Annotated in this window: 13 protein-coding genes and 1 riboswitch; of the genes, 9 read left to right on the forward strand and 4 right to left on the reverse strand. The window is 71.1% G+C overall.

Annotated features, from left to right (window positions below; translation table 11 throughout):
- The first annotated feature begins 42 nt into the window (after positions 1-42).
- The 9 genes from BDW27_RS09495 (at position 43) to BDW27_RS09535 (ending at position 13,501) form a co-directional block, all read left to right on the forward strand.
- Positions 43-525 carry an SRPBCC family protein gene (locus tag BDW27_RS09495; protein WP_110049032.1) on the forward strand — a complete coding sequence of 161 codons (483 nt, stop codon included), beginning with the start codon at positions 43-45 and terminating at the stop codon, positions 523-525.
- A gap of 167 nt (positions 526-692) precedes the next feature.
- Positions 693-2,093, forward strand: coding sequence for an NAD(P)/FAD-dependent oxidoreductase (locus BDW27_RS09500; protein WP_110049033.1), 1,401 nt, complete (start codon positions 693-695; stop codon positions 2,091-2,093).
- Between the two features lie 201 nt (positions 2,094-2,294).
- The gene (locus BDW27_RS09505; RefSeq protein WP_110049034.1) at positions 2,295-3,050 is read left to right on the forward strand and encodes a CDP-alcohol phosphatidyltransferase family protein; all 756 of its coding nucleotides are present in this window, start codon (positions 2,295-2,297) and stop codon (positions 3,048-3,050) included.
- 224 nt (positions 3,051-3,274) lie between these two features.
- Positions 3,275-5,779 (forward strand): mannose-1-phosphate guanyltransferase, encoded by a 2,505-nt coding sequence (locus BDW27_RS09510; RefSeq protein WP_110049098.1) that lies wholly within the window; start codon positions 3,275-3,277, stop codon positions 5,777-5,779.
- Positions 5,780-6,646: 867 nt separating this feature from the next.
- A complete protein-coding gene (locus BDW27_RS09515) occupies positions 6,647-7,186 on the forward strand; it encodes an FHA domain-containing protein (protein WP_026129298.1) in 540 nt (179 codons plus the stop codon).
- 167 nt (positions 7,187-7,353) lie between these two features.
- A complete protein-coding gene (locus tag BDW27_RS09520; RefSeq protein WP_026129299.1) occupies positions 7,354-7,827 on the forward strand; it encodes a bifunctional nuclease family protein in 474 nt (157 codons plus the stop codon).
- Positions 7,828-8,239: 412 nt separating this feature from the next.
- Positions 8,240-8,740 carry a MerR family transcriptional regulator gene (locus BDW27_RS09525; RefSeq protein WP_049566375.1) on the forward strand — a complete coding sequence of 167 codons (501 nt, stop codon included), beginning with the start codon at positions 8,240-8,242 and terminating at the stop codon, positions 8,738-8,740.
- Positions 8,741-8,890: 150 nt separating this feature from the next.
- Positions 8,891-8,981: riboswitch (glycine riboswitch) on the forward strand.
- 97 nt (positions 8,982-9,078) lie between these two features.
- On the forward strand, positions 9,079-11,976 hold the full coding sequence (gene gcvP, locus BDW27_RS09530; RefSeq protein ID WP_110049035.1) for an aminomethyl-transferring glycine dehydrogenase: 2,898 nt from the start codon (positions 9,079-9,081) through the stop codon (positions 11,974-11,976).
- Between the two features lie 262 nt (positions 11,977-12,238).
- Complete coding sequence (locus BDW27_RS09535; protein ID WP_110049036.1) at positions 12,239-13,501, forward strand: tol-pal system YbgF family protein; 1,263 nt, start codon at positions 12,239-12,241, stop codon at positions 13,499-13,501.
- A gap of 51 nt (positions 13,502-13,552) precedes the next feature.
- Here BDW27_RS09535 and BDW27_RS09540 read toward each other — a convergent pair whose 3' ends face one another.
- The 4 genes from BDW27_RS09540 to BDW27_RS09555 all read right to left on the reverse strand — a co-directional run bounded on the left by BDW27_RS09540 (position 13,553) and on the right by BDW27_RS09555 (position 17,310).
- A complete protein-coding gene (locus BDW27_RS09540) occupies positions 13,553-13,741 on the reverse strand; it encodes a DUF5999 family protein (protein WP_017544800.1) in 189 nt (62 codons plus the stop codon).
- A 231-nt stretch (positions 13,742-13,972) separates the two neighbouring features.
- Complete coding sequence (locus tag BDW27_RS09545; RefSeq protein WP_233515702.1) at positions 13,973-15,403, reverse strand: threonine/serine exporter ThrE family protein; 1,431 nt, start codon at positions 15,401-15,403, stop codon at positions 13,973-13,975.
- A 217-nt stretch (positions 15,404-15,620) separates the two neighbouring features.
- Positions 15,621-16,358, reverse strand: a complete 738-nt coding sequence (locus BDW27_RS09550; protein WP_017544802.1) for a response regulator transcription factor — start codon at positions 16,356-16,358, stop codon at positions 15,621-15,623.
- Positions 16,359-16,473: 115 nt separating this feature from the next.
- Positions 16,474-17,310 (reverse strand): RecB family exonuclease, encoded by an 837-nt coding sequence (locus BDW27_RS09555; protein WP_017544803.1) that lies wholly within the window; start codon positions 17,308-17,310, stop codon positions 16,474-16,476.
- Between the last annotated feature and the right edge of the window lie 17 nt (positions 17,311-17,327).

Raw genomic sequence — 17,327 nt, forward strand, 5'->3', positions numbered from 1 at the left:
CGACCGGAGCCTCCGGACGCGATGAAGGCAGGGAGGGCCCCGATGGCCGAGGACCGCCAGGGGAACGAGCGGATCGACCGGGCCGAGAGGATCGTCGCGGCGCCGCCAGCCGCGGTCTACCGGGCGCTGACCGACGGTGAGGTCCTGGAGGCCTGGCTGCCCCCGGAGGGCATGGGGGGTCGGATCGAGAACTTCGACCCGCGGCTCGGGGGCGGGTTCCGCATGGTGCTCACCTACGGTGAGTCCGACGCCGGGCACGGCAAGACCTCGGAGACCACCGACGTCACCGAAGTGCGGTTCGACGAACTCGTGCCGGGCGAGCGGGTCGTGCAGTCCGTTGACTTCGACTCGGACGACCCCGCCTTCCTGGGGACGATGATCATGACCTGGCGGATGGAGCCCGTCCCCCAGGGCACGCGGGTGACCATCGAGGCGACCGGTGTGCCCCCGGGCATCCGAGCCGAGGACCACGAGGTCGGTCTGCGATCCTCGTTGGCCAACCTCGCCGGGCACGTCGAGCCCTGAGGCGTCCGTGCCACCGCCCCGGGCCCGGTCCAGGCATTCTCCAGGGAGGTCCCCGTCAAGAGTGTCCGCGCGCCCGCGCAGGGGCTCCCTGGTGTGTCCTCCCTGGTCGGGACAGACCGGGCGCTTAGGGTCGCTCTTGTCGGCCGCCGACACGGAGGGGGAACGCGATGAGCGAGGACGTGGGCGCGGAGATCACCGAGGAGGAGGTCTCCGGCACGGAGGACGGGCACGGGGAGGCCCCCCGCGCCGAGCCCGAACCGCGCGGACGCGAGGCCGCACCCGGCCGGGGCCACACCATCGTCGTGGGCGCCGGAATGGCGGGGTTGGCCGCCGCGGACCGTCTGGCGGAGCAGGGTGAACGCGTGACCGTGGTCGAGGCCCGGGACCGTACCGGGGGACGCATCCACTCCTTGCACGCCTGGGAGGGCGCCACCCTGGATGTGGGGGCCTCCTGGATGCGCGGCGAGGAGAACAACCCGCTGTCCCGCCTGGTGGAGCAGGTGGGCGCGCGCACCGCCGTGTTCAACCGCTCCACCGAGACCGCCTACGACCCCAAGGGCCGCAGGCTCCTGTTCGACCGGCACCGCCGCAACCTGGAGGACGTCAACCTCCTCCACGAGCACATGTACTGGGCGACGGTCGGCGCGAGCCCGGAGGAGTCGATGGAGGAGGGCATCGACCACGCCCTCTACGACGCCAACCTCGTGCGCTCCCGGGCCAGGGACGCCGCCGAGATCGTCCACCGGATCGCCGAGGCCGACCACGGGGCGGACGCCGAGGAGGTCGCGTTCGCCGCGGTCGCCTCCCGGCACGAGTTCAGCGGGGACGACGTGGTCTTCCCCGACGGCATGAGCCAGCTCACCGACCACCTCGCTCGTGGGCTGGACGTCCGTCTGGAGCACGTGGTCCTGGAGGTGTCCCACGACGACCGGGGGGTCGGGGTGCGGGTGGACACCCCCGACGGCGAGGAGACCCTGACCGCGGACCGGGTCCTGGTCACCCTGCCCATCGGGGTCCTCCAGGCGGGCCAGGTCGACTTCACCCCGGAACTGCCCGAGGACAAACGCGACGCCGTGGCGCGACTGGGGAACGGTCTGCTGGAGAAGCTGTTCCTGCGCTTCGACGACGTCTTCTGGGGTGACGCCGAGGTCCTGGTCCACCTGGGCACCGAGGAGGGCACCTGGTTCCACTGGTACGCCGGTCAGAACGTCTACGGTCAACCCATCCTGGTCAGCCGCAACGGCGGCAACGCGGCGCGTTTCCTCTCGGACATGGGGGACGGGGACGTCGTCGAACACGCCATGGCCTCCCTGCGCGGCATGTTCAAGAAGGCCCCGGACCCGGTGGACCACTACCTCACGCACTGGATGGACGACCCCTTCGCGCGCGGCGGGTTCTCGTTCACCGCCGTCGGCGCCGGGGACGGGGACCGCGTGGCCCTGGGTGATCCCGTCGGCGACCGCCTCTTCTTCGCGGGCGAGGCCACCGAGATCGAGCACACCGCCACCGTGCACGGCGCCCTGCTTTCCGGGCGGCGGGAAGCCGACCGCATCCTCGACCTCGGCTGAACCACCACCGGAGTGTGCGTCCGCGCAGGTCGCACCCGGGTCCCGGGCGAAGTCCGTACACGGTACGATCAGCGGGAGGCCGTCCGTCCGGGCACCCGGTTCCGGTGGGGCACGAGGTGGCGGGGAACGACGGCCCCGCCCGTTATCGTTGGCGGTATGGGGCGATCCGCGGAAGAAGGCAGAGACGAGGCGGGGGGCAGCGTGGCCAGCCCGGTGGTCAGTGACCGCATCTGGACGGTTCCCAACCTGTTGAGCATGCTCCGGTTGTTGGGTGTGCCGCTGTTCCTCTGGCTCATCCTGGTGCCCCAGGCCGACTGGTGGGCGCTGCTCGTGCTCGCCCTGGCCGGACTCAGCGACTGGCTGGACGGCAAGATCGCCCGGGCCTGGAACCAGGCCACCAAACTGGGGCAGATCCTCGACCCGCTCGCCGACCGCCTCTACATCTTCGCGGCCCTGCTCGGACTGGTCCTGCGCGGCATCATCCCGTGGTGGCTGATGGGCATCCTGGTGCTGCGCGACGTCCTCATCCTTGGCGCGCTCCCGCTGCTGCGCCACTTCGGCTACGGGCCGCTGCCGGTCAACTTCGCGGGCAAGGCCGCCACCCTCTGCCTGCTCTACTCGTTCCCGCTGCTGTTCATCGCCGGATACGCGTCCCTCGTCGGAGATGTGGCCCGGATTATAGGTTGGGCCTTCGCGCTCTGGGGAACGGCTCTGTACTGGTGGGCCGGACTGCTCTACGCCGTACAGGGACTGCGTCTGATCGACCAGACCCGCCGCGACGAACGCGCTGATCACACGGGTTCCCTCACGGGGGCCCGGGACAGCGACCCCGCACGCGGCCGCGGCGTGGACCGACCCGATCCGTCCGCACCGGCGTCCGCTGACGGCGCGCTCGGCGCGGAACCCGAGGGCTCGGACGGACCGGGCTCGCCGGACCAGGGCCAGGCCGCGCCCTGATCCACCGAACGAACCGGCGGACCGGCTCACCAGAGTCCTGTCGGATCGAAAGGGAGTGTCGTCTCCGCAATGAGAACATGTCCCACCGCGCGCGACCGTGCGCGTTCCGAGAAACCATCCTTCGCCGCGTCTCCTGACGGCCCCGCCGTTCGGGGGTGCGCGCGATGACCGCACCCGACTCCGCGCCCGTCCCCCCGAACGAGGGCGCACCCACCGCACCCCCCATGAAGGCCGTGGTGATGGCGGGAGGCGAGGGCACACGCCTGCGCCCGATGACCGCCAACCAGCCCAAACCGCTCCTTCCGGTCGTGAACCGACCGATCATGGAGCACGTGCTGCGCCTGCTGCGCAAGCACGGGTTCACCGAGACCGTGGTCACCGTGCAGTTCCTGGCCACGCTCATCCGCAACTACTTCGGTGACGGCGAGGAGCTCGGCATGAAGCTCCACTACGTCGCCGAGGAGGTGCCGCTCGGCACCGCGGGCAGCGTCAAGAACGCCGAGGAACACCTGCGCGGCGAACCGTTCATCGTCATCTCCGGTGACGCGCTCACCGACATCGACCTCACCGACATGGTCCGGTTCCACAAGGAGCGCGGCGCCAAGGTCACGATCGCCCTCAAGCGGGTGCCCAACCCGCTGGAGTTCGGCATCATCATCGTCGATGACCAGGGGCGCATCCAGCGCTTCCTGGAGAAACCCACCTGGGGCCAGGTCTTCTCCGACACCGTCAACACCGGCATCTACATCATGGAACCGGAGGTGCTCGACCGCGTCGCCGAGGGCGAGGTGGTCGACTGGTCCGGCGACGTCTTCCCCGAACTGCTGGAGGAGGGCGCGCCCCTGTACGGGTACGTCGCCGACGGCTACTGGGAGGACGTGGGCACCCACGAGAGCTACCTCAGCGCACAGGCCGACGTGCTCTCCGGCAAGGTCGACGTCGAGATCGACGGCTTCGAGGTCTCGCCCGGAGTGTGGATCGGCGAGGGCGCCGAGGTCGACGCCAGCGCCGTGCTCAAGGGCCCCCTGTACGTCGGCGACTACGCCAAGGTCGAGGCCGGGGCGGAGCTGCGCGAGTACACCGTGGTCGGCAGCAACACGGTCGTGCGCGCGGAGGCCTTCTGCCACCGCACCGTGCTGCACGACAACGTCTTCATCGGCCGGGGCGCCAACCTGCGCGGCGCCGTGATCGGCAAGAACACCGACGTGATGGCGGCCGCCCGGATCGAGGAGGGCGCGGTCGTCGGCGAGGACTGCGTCATCGAGTCCGAGGCGTACGTGAGCAACGACGTCAAGGTCTACCCGTTCAAGACCATCGAGGCCGGCGCGGTGGTCAGCACCAACGTCGTCTGGGAGTCGCGCGGGCAGCGCTCGCTGTTCGGCCCCCGGGGCGTGTCCGGACTGATCAACGTGGAGATCACCCCGGAGCTCGCGGTGCGGCTGGCCAACGCCTACGCCACCACGCTCAAGAAGGGCGCGATCGTCACGACCTCCCGTGACGTCTCGCGGGCGGCTCGCACGCTCAAACGGGCGGTCATCAGCGCGCTCACGGCGGCCGCCATCGAGGTGCGCGACCTGGAGGTGGTCCCGCTTCCGGTGGCGCGCTTCCACACCTCGCAGAGCGGGATCAGCGGCGGCATCACCGTGCGCACCAGCCCCGGGGACCCCGAGTCCGTGGACATCATCTTCCTGGACGGAGAGGGCGCCGATCTCTCGTCGGGGGCCCAGCGCAAGCTCGACCGGGTCTTCTCCCGGGCCGAGTACCGCAGGGCCTTCCCCGGGGAGATCGGCGAGCTGTCCTTCCCGTCGCGCAACGTGGAGAACTACTCCCACGAGCTGCTGCGCTCCGTGGACACCTCAGGGGTGGCCGAGGCCGAACTCAAGGTCGTGGTCGACTGCGCGGGTGGGACGGGATCGCTCATCCTGCCCTCCCTGCTGGGCAGGATCGGCGTGGACGTGCTCACGGTCAACAACCGGCTGGACGAGGCCTCGCCCACCGACACCGTCGCGAAGAAGATGCGGGACCTGGAGCGGTTGGGCGAGCTGGTCGCCAACTCCGGCGCCGACTTCGGTGTGCGCTTCGACCCGGTGGCCGAGCGGCTGTCCATCGTGGACGAGAACGGCGAGCTGGTGGACGGCGACCGCGCGCTCCTGGTGGTCCTGGACCTGGTCGCCGCCGAACGCGGTGGCGGACGGGTGGCCCTGCCGGTCACCACGACCCGCGTGGCGGAGAAGGTGGCGCGCTCCCACGGGGCCGAGGTGCTCTGGACGGCCACCGCCACGGACGAGCTGACCAAGGCGGTGCGTTCCGAGGGCGCAGAGATCGTCTTCGCCGGAGACGGCCGGGGCGGCTTCGTCGTCCCCGAGTTCAGTCCCACCAGTGACGCGATCGCCGCCTTCGTGCGGTTGCTCGGTCTGGTGGCCCGGACCCGGCGCTCGCTCGGCCAGATCGACCGTGCGATCCCTCAGGCGCACCTCCTGCGCCGTTCGGTGCCCACCCCGTGGGCGGTCAAGGGGAGCGTGATGCGCGCGGTCGTGGAGGCCGCCGGAGAGCGCGAGCTGGACACCACGGACGGGGTGCGGGTGATCGAATCCGACGGCAGCTGGGCGCTGGTCCTGCCGGACACGGCGGAGGCCGTCACCCATCTTTGGGCGGAAGGTCCTGATTCGGACACTGTGCAGCGCCTACTCGACGAGTGGGCCGCCGTGGTGGAGCAGGCCGAGAGCTAGGGCGTGTTCTTTGGGCGCTCTCGTCGGTGGCGGCTCCGCCGACACCGACGAGAGCGGCCGTCTCCCCCGCTGTGCACCACTACGCAAGCACAGTGGGGGCCCGCCCGGGTTTGGCTGGCCGAGCTTCGTCGGCGCGGCGAGAGGCCCCTGGTGGTAACGCGAGACCGCACCGCAGGCGTCCGTTGAGGCTGGTGGCGGGCGGCGGGTGGGAGGAATGATTCACAAGAACACGCGCTAGCGGAGTGGCCCCGGTCCCCGGGGGCGTGTGGGCGCGGACGGAAGGGACGTCCGCGCCCACACGGTGTGTCCGCCTCCTGCCCCGGGGTGTTCACGTCCTTCATCGGGTCCGGGGATAAAGTGGACGAAGTCGCAGGCCCGGGCAGGGGAGGTCAGTTCGTGGAAATCCGCTCCGGGTGACCGAGAACCAAACGCCCGGGAAGGGCATCTGTTCCAGAACAGGTGTCGGTCTCCCACGAGGCCGGTCACCGGACGCGGCGGGGCCCCAGGTTCCTACGCGTCCGAACCCCGCGGCGCGGGCGCCCGGCGTGGTGTCCGCGGCGGGCTTGGGGGAGCGAAACCCTGTCTGGACAGGGATATGGTTTAAAGTCGAGTGTTCCCTGAGGCACCGTGTCACCACCCGCCACGGGAATCCCGGCAACGGCGGACATCCAACGGGGGTGACAAGGAGTCCTACTTGGGGGATGAGACCTAGCGACCGACCGCGTGAGGCGACCCACTGCCGCGACAGTGGACCGACTCACCGTGTTCCGGACGGTGAGTGGGCCCCTTGCCCGCCCGGCGCCCGGAACGCGCCACCGATCAGCCGAATCAAGCACCGCCCCGTGCGGTAGGAGGCCGAGCCGACCTATGTCGAGCGTTTACTGCACGCAGTGCGGTCACGCCGTTGCGGATGATGCCCGTTTCTGCTCCCACTGTGGAACACCCGTCCGCAGGGCCGAACAGCAGAGCCCACGGCCCAACGCCGGCGACTCCGCGGGAGATGTCACGTCGACCATCTCCATCTCCGGTATACAGGCGCTGGAGGAGGAGGAACAGGGCGATGAACTCGGCGGCGACGACCCCGCCAGTACCGACGCCCTTCCGCCCGGAACCGCCTTGCTGGTGGTCCGGCGGGGCCCCAACGCCGGGAGCCGGTTCCTGTTGGACAGCGACGTGACCACCGCTGGCCGACACCCCAACAGCGACATCTTCCTCGACGACGTCACCGTCTCCCGACGCCACGTGGAGTTCTTCCGCCGCGGCAACGGCTTCGGGGTCCGCGACGTGGGCAGCCTCAACGGCACCTACGTCAACCGCGAGCCGGTGGACGAGGCCGAACTCGGCGGCGGGGACGAGATCCAGATCGGCAAGTTCCGGATGGTCCTGCTGACCAAGCCGCGCCGATGACGATCCGCTGACCACGGTCGACGGGGGCGGGTGTGCCGATGAGGTTTGCGGCCCCCCGCCTCCGGACAGCTTTGTAACGAAGGGTGCCGATTTCGCCCTCGGGTCCTGATCCGACGGAGCAGGGACGAGCGCCCATCCGGCATGACGACTCGTGGGACGGAGCCGCTGTGAAACACATGGAGGTCGTCGGCGTCCGGGTTGAGATGCCCTCGAACCAACCGATTGTCCTGCTCAAGGAATCCGAGGGGGACCGCTACCTGCCGATCTGGATCGGTGGGGTGGAGGCCTCCGCGATCGCGCTCGCCCAGCAGGGTGTCTCGCCCGCGCGCCCGCTCACCCACGACCTGTTCCGCGACGTCCTGGACGCGCTGGACACGGCGCTGGAGACGGTGAACATCACGGGCCTGAGCGACGGGATCTTCTACGCCGAGCTGGTCTTCAGCAACGGTGTGGAGGTCAGCGCCCGGCCCTCGGACTCCATCGCCCTGGCCCTGCGGACCGGCACCCCGATCTACGCCCACGAGGACGTGATCGAGGAGGCCGGGATGCCGATCCCGGACGAGCAGGAGGACCAGGTCGAGGCGTTTCGGGAGTTTCTGGACAACATCTCGCCGGAGGATTTCGGGCAACGTGGTACCTGAGCGGTCGGGGCTCGCCCTTCGCGGGCCCCGATTGCTTTCTCGCGGCCGTGACCTGCGGGTTCGTCGGTCGCACTGGTGATAGATTGGGTGAACGGAATGGTCGTGGAGGGCGCAGCCGAAAACCGTTCGGTGGGTTTCGGCCCGGCGGGGTCCGGCACCGCGGCTCCATTGGCGTGCACACTTGGCGACGCGCCGCGCGCCTTCGTTGACGCTGCCCTGCGGTCGTCCTACCGTCAGTGCTGTGAAACCCACGGCGCGCCCGTTCCCTGAGTGGATTCCCCTGTCGATGCCGCCGTGGGACGAGAAGCCGGAGGTCGGCGTGGCGGTAGCGAGCGGCAAGCGGGATCACCATGACAGGCGGTCCGCGCTGCGGCTAGCGGGGCAGCAGGGCCTACTGTGCGAAGAGGACGTGATGGCGCTGCCTACGGACGTCGGGTATCGGGGTCCAGCGGCGTGTACGGCCGCCGGGATCACCTATCGACAGCTGGACTACTGGGCCAGGACCGACCTGGTGGTGCCCAGTGTGCGCACGGGAGCCCACAACGCCCCCCTGTACAGCCTTCCCGACATCCTGATGCTGAAGGTGGCCAAGCGGCTCCTGGACACCGGGATATCGCTCCAGCAGATCCGCACCGCGGTGGACCACCTGCGCGGCCGCCCCGCCGTCGACCTGTCCCGCATCACCCTGATGAGCGACGGCGTGAGCGTCTACGAGTGCACCTCGCCCGAGGAGGTCGTCGATCTCATGCAGCGCGGCCAGGGCATGTTCGGTCTGGCGCTGGCCAACGTCTCCCGCGAACTGGAGGAGGCGCTCGGTGTGGTCCCGGCCGAGGAGAGAGCCGACCTTCCCGCCGCGGCCCCCCAGGCCGTGGACGAACTGGCCCTGCGGCGCAGGGAGCGCCGCACCGGGTGAAACCGTGCCGACACTGGTGAGTCGGCCGTGGTGAAAGGTGTGCCCTGACTCGGTGTCAGGGGCCAGGATCGAGTACGGTCGTAGTCACAACGGGGATGAAAACCGACATTCGCCCTGCTTGTACACACATACAGAGCGTCAGCAGGCCGCTGATACCGCGCGGGAGAGACCTCGGCAACGGGGCGCCGACGGGGCAATACTCCCCAGTAACCTCTCAGGCACCATGGACCGCGCGGAGTAGGCCGCTCTGAAGCCTGGGCGCGGTCGTGCCCGGTGACAGAGGGGGAGACCGTGAGGAACACCGCCGACCCGATCGGCCCTGTCACCAGGAGGTCTCCGTGCCTGACCCGTCGAACGTCCCCACCCCGGGCGCCCCCGCCCGGGTGTTCGCGGACCGACACATCGGACCCGCCCCCGCCGAGACCGCCGAGATGCTCAAGACGGTCGGCTACGGATCCACCGCCGAGCTCATGAACGCCGCCGTGCCCGCGTCCATCCTCAGCTCCCCGGGCCGCAGTGCCACGCTCGACCTGCCCGAGGCGATCGGCGAGGCCGAGGCCCTGGCGGAACTGCGTGACCTGGCCTCGCGCAACAGGATCACCACGCCGATGATCGGCCGCGGCTACTACGGCACGCTCACGCCCCCCGTCATCCTGCGCAACATCATGGAGAACCCGGCCTGGTACACGGCGTACACGCCCTACCAGCCCGAGATCTCGCAGGGCCGCCTCGAGGCCCTCATCAACTTCCAGACCATGGTCTCCGACCTCACGGGCCTGCCCATCACCGGCGCGTCCCTGCTGGACGAGTCCACCGCCGCCGCCGAGGCCATGACCCTGGCCCGCCGAGCCAGCAAGGTCAAGAGCGACGTCTTCGTGGTCGACGCCGACGTCTTCCCGCAGACCCTCCAGGTCCTGCGCACCCGCGCCGAGCCCCTGGGCATCGAGGTCGTCGTCGCCGACCTCACCCAGGGCCTGCCCGAGGGCGACGCCTACGGTGTCTTGGTCCAGTACCCGGCCTCCAGCGGCGCGGTGCGCGATCCCAGCGCCGTCATCGCCGAGGCCCACGAGCGCGGCGCCCTGGCCGTGGTGGCCGCCGACATCCTCGCCCTGACCCTGCTGCGCAGCCCCGGTGACCTGGGCGCCGACATCGCGGTGGGCTCCACCCAGCGCTTCGGTGTCCCGCTCGGCTTCGGCGGCCCGCACGCCGGATACATGTCGGTGGGGGAGAAGCTCCGCCGCCAGCTGCCCGGCCGACTGGTCGGCGTATCGGTGGACGACGCGGGCAAGCCCGCCTACCGTCTGGCACTCCAGACCCGTGAACAGCACATCCGCCGCGAGAAGGCCACCAGCAACATCTGCACCGCGCAGGTGCTCCTGGCCATCATGGCCGGGATGTACGCCGTCTACCACGGCCCCGACGGACTGCGCGCGATCGCCCGCCAGGTCCACACCCGCACGGCCGCCCTGGCCGACACGCTCGCCCGGCGCGGTTTCGAGGTGCTCCACGGGGCCCACTTCGACACCCTGCGCGTGCGCGTGCCCAGTGCCGACCGGGTGGTCGAGCGCGCGCTGGAGGCCGGGATCAACCTGCTGGACGTCGACCAGACCACGGTCGGCCTCAGCGTGGACGAGACCACCACGGTCGCCGACCTGGAGAAGGTCCTGGCGGCCTTCGGGGAGGCCGACCGGGGCGCCGAGCGCGGCCCGGTGACCGTGGACGGCGACGCCGACCATCTGCCCGCCGACCTCGCGCGCGGCGTCGACTACCTGACCCACCAGGTGTTCAACACCCACCGCAGCGAGACCTCCCTGCTGCGCTACATGCGCCGCCTGTCCGACCGCGACCTCGCGCTGGACCGCACCATGATCCCGTTGGGCTCGTGCACCATGAAGCTCAACGCGACCGCCGAGATGGAGTCCATCACCTGGCCGGAGTTCGCGGGCCTGCATCCGTTCGCCCCGCTCGACCAGGCGGCCGGCAGCGTGTCGCTCATCCGCGACCTGGAGGGCTGGCTGGCCGAGGTCACCGGCTACGACGCCGTCTCACTTCAGCCCAACGCCGGTTCCCAGGGCGAGCTCGCCGGTCTGCTGGCGATCCGCGGCTACCACCGCTCGCGCGGTGACGACGACCGCGACGTCTGCCTCATCCCCAGCTCCGCACACGGCACCAACGCCGCCAGCGCGGTCATGGCGGGCATGCGGGTGGCCGTCGTGGCCTGCGCCGACGACGGCAACGTCGACCTCGACGACCTGCGCGCCAAGATCGCCAAGCACGGCGGCGAGCTGGCGGCCATCATGGTCACCTACCCCTCCACCGCAGGCGTGTACGAGGACACCATCACCGAGGTCTGCCGCCTGGTCCACGAGGCGGGCGGTCAGGTCTACGTGGACGGGGCCAACCTGAACGCACTGGTCGGCTGGGCCAAGCCGGGCGAGTTCGGGGCCGACGTCAGCCACCTCAACCTGCACAAGACCTTCTGCATCCCGCACGGCGGCGGCGGTCCGGGCGTGGGCCCCGTCGCGGTCCGCTCGCACCTGGCGGGCTTCCTGCCCAACCACCCGGGCCAGCCCGAGGCGGGCCCGCACACCGGTGTCGGCCCGGTCTCGGGCGCTCCCTTCGGCTCGGCGGGCATCCTGCCCATCTCCTGGGCCTACGTGCGGATGATGGGCGGTGACGGCCTGCGCGCCGCCACCGAGACCGCCGTGCTCTCCGCCAACTACGTGGCCAAGCGCCTGGAGCCGTACTTCCCGGTGCTCTACACGGGCGCCAACGGCCTGGTCGCGCACGAGTGCATCATCGACATCCGTCCGCTCCAGAAGGCCAGCGGCATCAGCAACGAGGACGTCGCCAAGCGCCTGATGGACTACGGCTTCCACGCGCCGACCATGTCCTTCCCGGTCAACGGCACGCTCATGGTGGAGCCCACGGAGAGCGAGAACCTCGCCGAGCTGGAGCGGTTCGTCCAGGCGATGATCTCCATCCGCGGCGAGATCGACCGCGTCGTCAAGGGCGAGTGGGACGCCGAGGACAACCCGCTGCGGGGCGCCCCGCACACCGCGGAGGCGGTCACCGCCGACGAGTGGACCCGCTCCTACACGCGCGCGGAGGCGGCCTACCCTCTGCCGACGCTGCGCCAGGACAAGTACTGGCCGCCGGTCGGCCGGATCGACCAGGCCTACGGTGACCGCAACCTGGTCTGCTCCTGCCCGCCGCCGGAGGCCTTCGAGCTGTAGCCGCGAGGGTACGGAACCGCGTGCCCGCGTGAACCTGTGAGGGGCGCCCACCCGCGAGGGTGCGGCGCCCCTTGGCGTGTCTTCCGAGGGGCCGGGGCCGACGGGAACCAGCGGCGAGGGCGACACCCCCGCCGCGGGCCCGCGACGGCCGGGAGAGGGCGCGTTAGAGTTTGCACAGCCGCCGCCGAGGCCGGTCGCGGTCACGCCCGTGGCCCGCGCTCCCCGTCGCGCGGGCCCGACACCCCCATGGAAAGCGGAACGAATGACCACGACGTCCGGACCTCCCGCGCGCTCTGGCCCCGCAGACCCCGCCGACCCCGCGCCCCGGGCCACGGACCCCGACGACGCCGAGGGCACCTCCGTGCCCTCGCCGGAGGGCGCCTCGGACCTGTGCGACCAGGCCCAGGACCTCGCCGAGGGCGGACACCTCAAACGGGCCGCCAAGCTCTACCAGCGGGCCGTCTCGGCCAACCCCCCGCCCCGGGTCCAGGCCAGGGCCCTGCTCGGCCTCGCCGTGGTGCAGGACCAGCGCGGGGACCCGGCCGCCTCCAGAGAGGCCGCGCGCCGCGCCCTGGCCACCGGAGACACCCGTTACGCCCCCCGCGCCGCCTACCACCTGGCGCTCTCCCTGGAGCAGGAGGGGGCGCACGGTGAGGCCGTCCGCGTCTGGCACCGCCTGCTGGACCTCGGAGGCCCCGCCTACACGGCGGTGGCCCGCTATGGACTGGCGCGCGCGGCGGAACTGCGCGGCGAGGAGGCGGAGGCGGAGGAGCACTGGGAGGCGGCCCTGGAGCTACCGCCCGGAGACGCGGCGATCAGCCGCCTGCACGCCGCCACCGTGGCGGAGGCCGCAGGCGACCTGGCCGGCCGACTCCTGGAGCGGGGAAGGCCGGACGCCGCGGCCGTCGCGGTCGAATGCGGCCTGAGCGTGGGCGACGACCCCGGGCTGCGGATGCTGCGCGCCGCCACCCACCTGGAGAGGGCCATCGCGGACGTGGGCACCGTGGTGGACGCCGGGTCGACCGAGGGGGAACCGGGCACGCGCCCGCGACCGCGCACCTCGGGGGCGGCGGTGGAACTGCTCGCGGGCCTGTTGTCCCTGAGAGGGGAGCCGGACGCCGGGGAACAGGTCTGGCGCCTGGGGCTGGACAGCCGTGACCGGGACACAGCCGAAGCCGTACGGGCGCGGCTGCGCAGCCCCTTCGCCCAGGACCGGCCGGAGGGCGGCGGGGAACAGCCCGAACCGTGGTGGGAGGCCTACCTGGAGGAGGCGGTCGCCACCTCCAGTGCGCCCGCGCTGGCGGGGGAGCTGTTCGCGGTCGTCACGCAGATGCACGCCCTGCTGGCCGTCCCGGTCGTCGAGGGCGAGTCCCGTCCGGCGGCCCTGCGCGCCGCCATGGAGACGGCCCTGCGCACGCCGAGCGAGCTCGTATGGGGGAGTTCCGTGCACGCCGACTTCCGGCGCCGGCTCAGCGCGGCGATGGGTGAGGACGTCCTGCCGGAGCAGTGGCCGGACGGGGGCTGAGCGGACGGGCCCGGACCGGACCCGCGGAGGACGCTCTCGGGAGCGCTCGGGTCAGGCGGCGACCCGGGGGCGGTGCGGGGCCACGACCGCGCCGTCCGGGAGGAGCTCACCGGTGTCGTCGAAGAGGACGACACCGTTGCAGAGCAGACTCCAGCCCTGTTCCGGGTGGCTGGAGACGACCCGCGCGGCCTCGCGGTCGGTGTCCTCGAAGGAAGGGCAGGCGGGTGAATGGCTGCACATGTCAGAGCCTTTCGTCGGGGTGCTCCTCGTTGAGCTGAGGCCAACAATAGTGGCTGACATCACATGATGTTGTCGGTTTAGGTCGACAACGTTCGTTGGCGTGTCTTGTTGGCCTTCACCAAGTGAGACACGCCTCACCCCGGATCGGTTCTGTTCGAGGTGACCCGTTCCCCGGGGTCCTTCGGCCGCACCGCCCCCGAAGGACCCCGGTGCGGCCCGTGGGGCGCCCCGTCAGTAGCCGCCTCTGGTGCGGCGCGCCGCGGGACGTCCGCGCATCCCGGCCCCCGCCAGACCGCCGCGCTGGAAGGCGCGCACCAGCTCCCCGCCGAGGTTGACCCCGGCACCCAGCGCCAGACCCACCATGACCGCCTCAGCGATACTGAGCAGGCCCGAGACCGCCGTGCCCTGCGTGATCTCTATCAGACCCCGGTACAGGATGCTGCCGGGCAGCAGCGGCGCGATCGACGGGATCAGGTAGGGCAGCACCGGCCTCTGGGTGCGCCGGGCCAGCCAGTGCCCGACCACGCCTACCGCCATCGCCCCCACGATCGTGCCCACCACCGCGGGCACCTCCAGCCAGAGGCGCAGCCCCGCGTAGATCAGCCAGATCATCACGCCCAGGGCACCGATGGTGGGCAGCATGCGCGGGGGCACCGCGAGGGAGATCGCGAAGGCCATGGCGATCCCGGCCGCGCCGATCAGGACCGGGATGTGCATGGCGGTCCCGGCCGAGGGCAGGTTCTCCAGGTCCAGGTCGATGCCCAGACGGGTGGCGGTGTAGGCCACGGAGACCACACCGGCCACGATCGCGCCCAGGGTGAAGAAGGTCTCCAGCAGCCGCGCGGCCGCCGACACGTAACTGCCGCTGATCCCGTCCTGGAGGCTCGAGACGAGCGGACGCCCGGGCAGCAGCGCCATGATGTTGCCGGTGATGATCGCGCCCGCTTGGAGGCCCAGGTCCAGCTCGGTGCTGGCCCACAGCAGTCCGACACCGATGGAGGAGGCCACCACGGCCGCCGCCGTCATCTGGTAGAACTCGGCGACCCCCCGGTTGGCGAGGAACACCGCGGTGCGGTCGCCCAGCACCGTGGCGAGGAAGGCGACGGTGGCCACGATCAGGCCACCGCCGACCATGAGGCTGGCGCTGGAGGCGATCAGGCCGAAGCCCACAGCGATCAGCCAGTTGGGGTAGGGCATGCGGGCCCGGCGGATCTGCTCCAGGCGCGCGTTGGCGTCCTCCAGTTCCAGGAGTCCCAGTGCCGCCTGCTGCACCAGGGTGTGCAGCTCGTTGACGCGGAAGTAGTCGAGGGTACGGCGGCGCACCACCCGCTCCCCGGTGACCGGAGGGCTGTCCCCGCCGGGGTGGGTGGACAGGGAGATGGTGGTGAAGGTGACCGACACCTCCGAGCGGGGCAGGTCGAAGGCGACCGACAGGCTCAGCATGGCCTCGCTGACGGCCTCGGTGCCCTCACCGCTGGCCAGCATCAACTCGCCCACACGCAGGACGAGGTTGATCACCCGGGCGTCCGGGAAGTTGACGTCCTCGTCGTCCTCCAGGTTGTCCGGGGTCAGCTCGCGTTCGTGCTCCGCGCGCCAGTCGCGCATCCGACTGAGCATGAACTCCTCGCTCGGCGGTCCCGAGCGATCCCGCTTGCTTGGCATGTCTGTACTCCGTTTCCTCCCCGTCGCCCGCACCCCTGATGATCGGCGTACTGCCTCGGCAACCCCAAGGGGGACGCCGCGCCCGTGCGCGCGGTTCGCCCTCCGGCCGCGGTGGCGGCGGTGAGTTCGGTCACCGGATCATCCTGTCAATCGGCGTGCTTCGACATGGTGGGCGACGCGCCGGGTCTCGGGCGCTCGCGGGGTTCGGTGACGGTGTTCAGGACGGAGGACCCGGGGCCCGCGAGTCGCGCGCCCCGTCCTGTTCCGTGTGCTGTCCGGGGCGGACCAGGCCGCTCTCGTACGCGTGCACGACGGCCTGCACGCGGTCGCGCAGGCCGAGCTTGGTGAGGATGCTTCCCACATGGGACTTGACGGTGGTCTCGCCGACCACCAGGTGTCCGGCGATCTCGCCGTTGGACCAGCCGCGGGCGATGAGCCGGAGTACCTGGCGTTCGCGGACGGTGAGGGGGTCCTCGTCGGGTTCGGGGTCGGCCACGGGGGCGGGCAGGAGGGGGGCGAAGCGGTCGAGCAGGCGGTGCAGGACGGTGGGGGAGACCACGGAGGCACCCCGGGCGACCACCTCGACGGCCGAGACGAGTTCGGTCGGGGGCGCGTCCTTGAGGAGGAACCCCGAGGCACCCGCGCGGAGCACACCGACGACGTACTCGTCCAGGTCGAAGGTGGTCAGGGCGAGGACGTGCACGTGGTGGCCGAGGGGGCGGGCCCACTCGACGATCTGGCGGGTGGCCTCGATGCCGTCCATGCCGGGCATGCGGACGTCCATGAGGACGACGTCGGGGAGCAGGCTGCGGGCCGAGCGGACGGCCTCGCGGCCGTCGGAGGCCTCGCCGACCACGGACAGGTGGGGGGACGACTCCAGGATCATGCGGAAGCCGGTGCGGACGAGTGGTTGGTCGTCGGCGAGCAGGACGGAGACGGATACGGAGTCGGACACGGCCCGATTCTCCCCCAAGTCGACGGTCCTCGGGGCCGTAAACGCTGTGACTCACCCGTGATCTGGGTCGGGGTCCCATCCCGTTACCCGCGATCGGAGGTCCTACTCCACGGATCTACCCGTGTTCGGGGTGACCGGCCCCGGCAACCGAGGGGATCGGCAGCGGCGGCGGGGTGCCGCCGAACTCCGGGCACAGGGCCTGGTGCTCGCACCACCCGCACAGCTTGCTGCGCCTGGGCTCCCAGGTCCCCGCCCGACCGGCCGCCTCGATCCGTGCCCAGATGTCCCCGATCTCCGCCTCGGCGGCGGCGAGCTCCTCCTCGGTGGGGTCGTACCAGCGCACCGAGCCGTCGCCCAGGTAGACGAGTTGGAGACGGGCGGGCACCACACCCAGGTCGCGCCAGATCATCACCGCGTAGAAGAAGATCTGGAACTTGGCCTTGTCCTCGAAGCGCGGGTGCGGCGACTTGCCGGTCTTGTAGTCCACCACGCGCATCTGCCCGTCGGGCGCCACGTCCAGCCTGTCGACGTAGCCGCGCAGGCGCAGACCGGTGGGCAGGGAGACCTCCAACCGCATCTCGCGCTCGCGGGGCTCCAGGCGCTCGGGGTCCTCCAGGTCGAAGTAGCGACGGACCAGGGCCCGGGCCGACTCCAACCACTCCGCCAGCCCCTTCTCTCCGGGGAAGAGGTGTTCGGCGACCTCCGGCTTGCCGTCCCGGATCCGGGCCCACTGGGGTTCCACCAGGCTCAGCGCGGTGCGCGGGGTCCGGGTGTCTGCGGGCAGCTCGTACAGGCGCTCCAGACACGCGTGCACCAGGGTGCCCCGCAGGGCCGCGGCGCTGGGCGCCTCGGGGAGGCGGTCGATGGTGCGGAACCGGAACAGCAACGGGCACTGGAGGAAGTCCGAGGCCCGGGAGGGCGAGAGGGCGGTCGGAAGGTGCGCGGTGGTCATGTACCGAGCCTACGAGA

It is taken from the genome of Nocardiopsis sp. L17-MgMaSL7 (genome assembly GCF_003182025.1).
In the GTDB taxonomy this organism is placed as follows: Bacteria; Actinomycetota; Actinomycetes; order Streptosporangiales; family Streptosporangiaceae; genus Nocardiopsis; species Nocardiopsis prasina.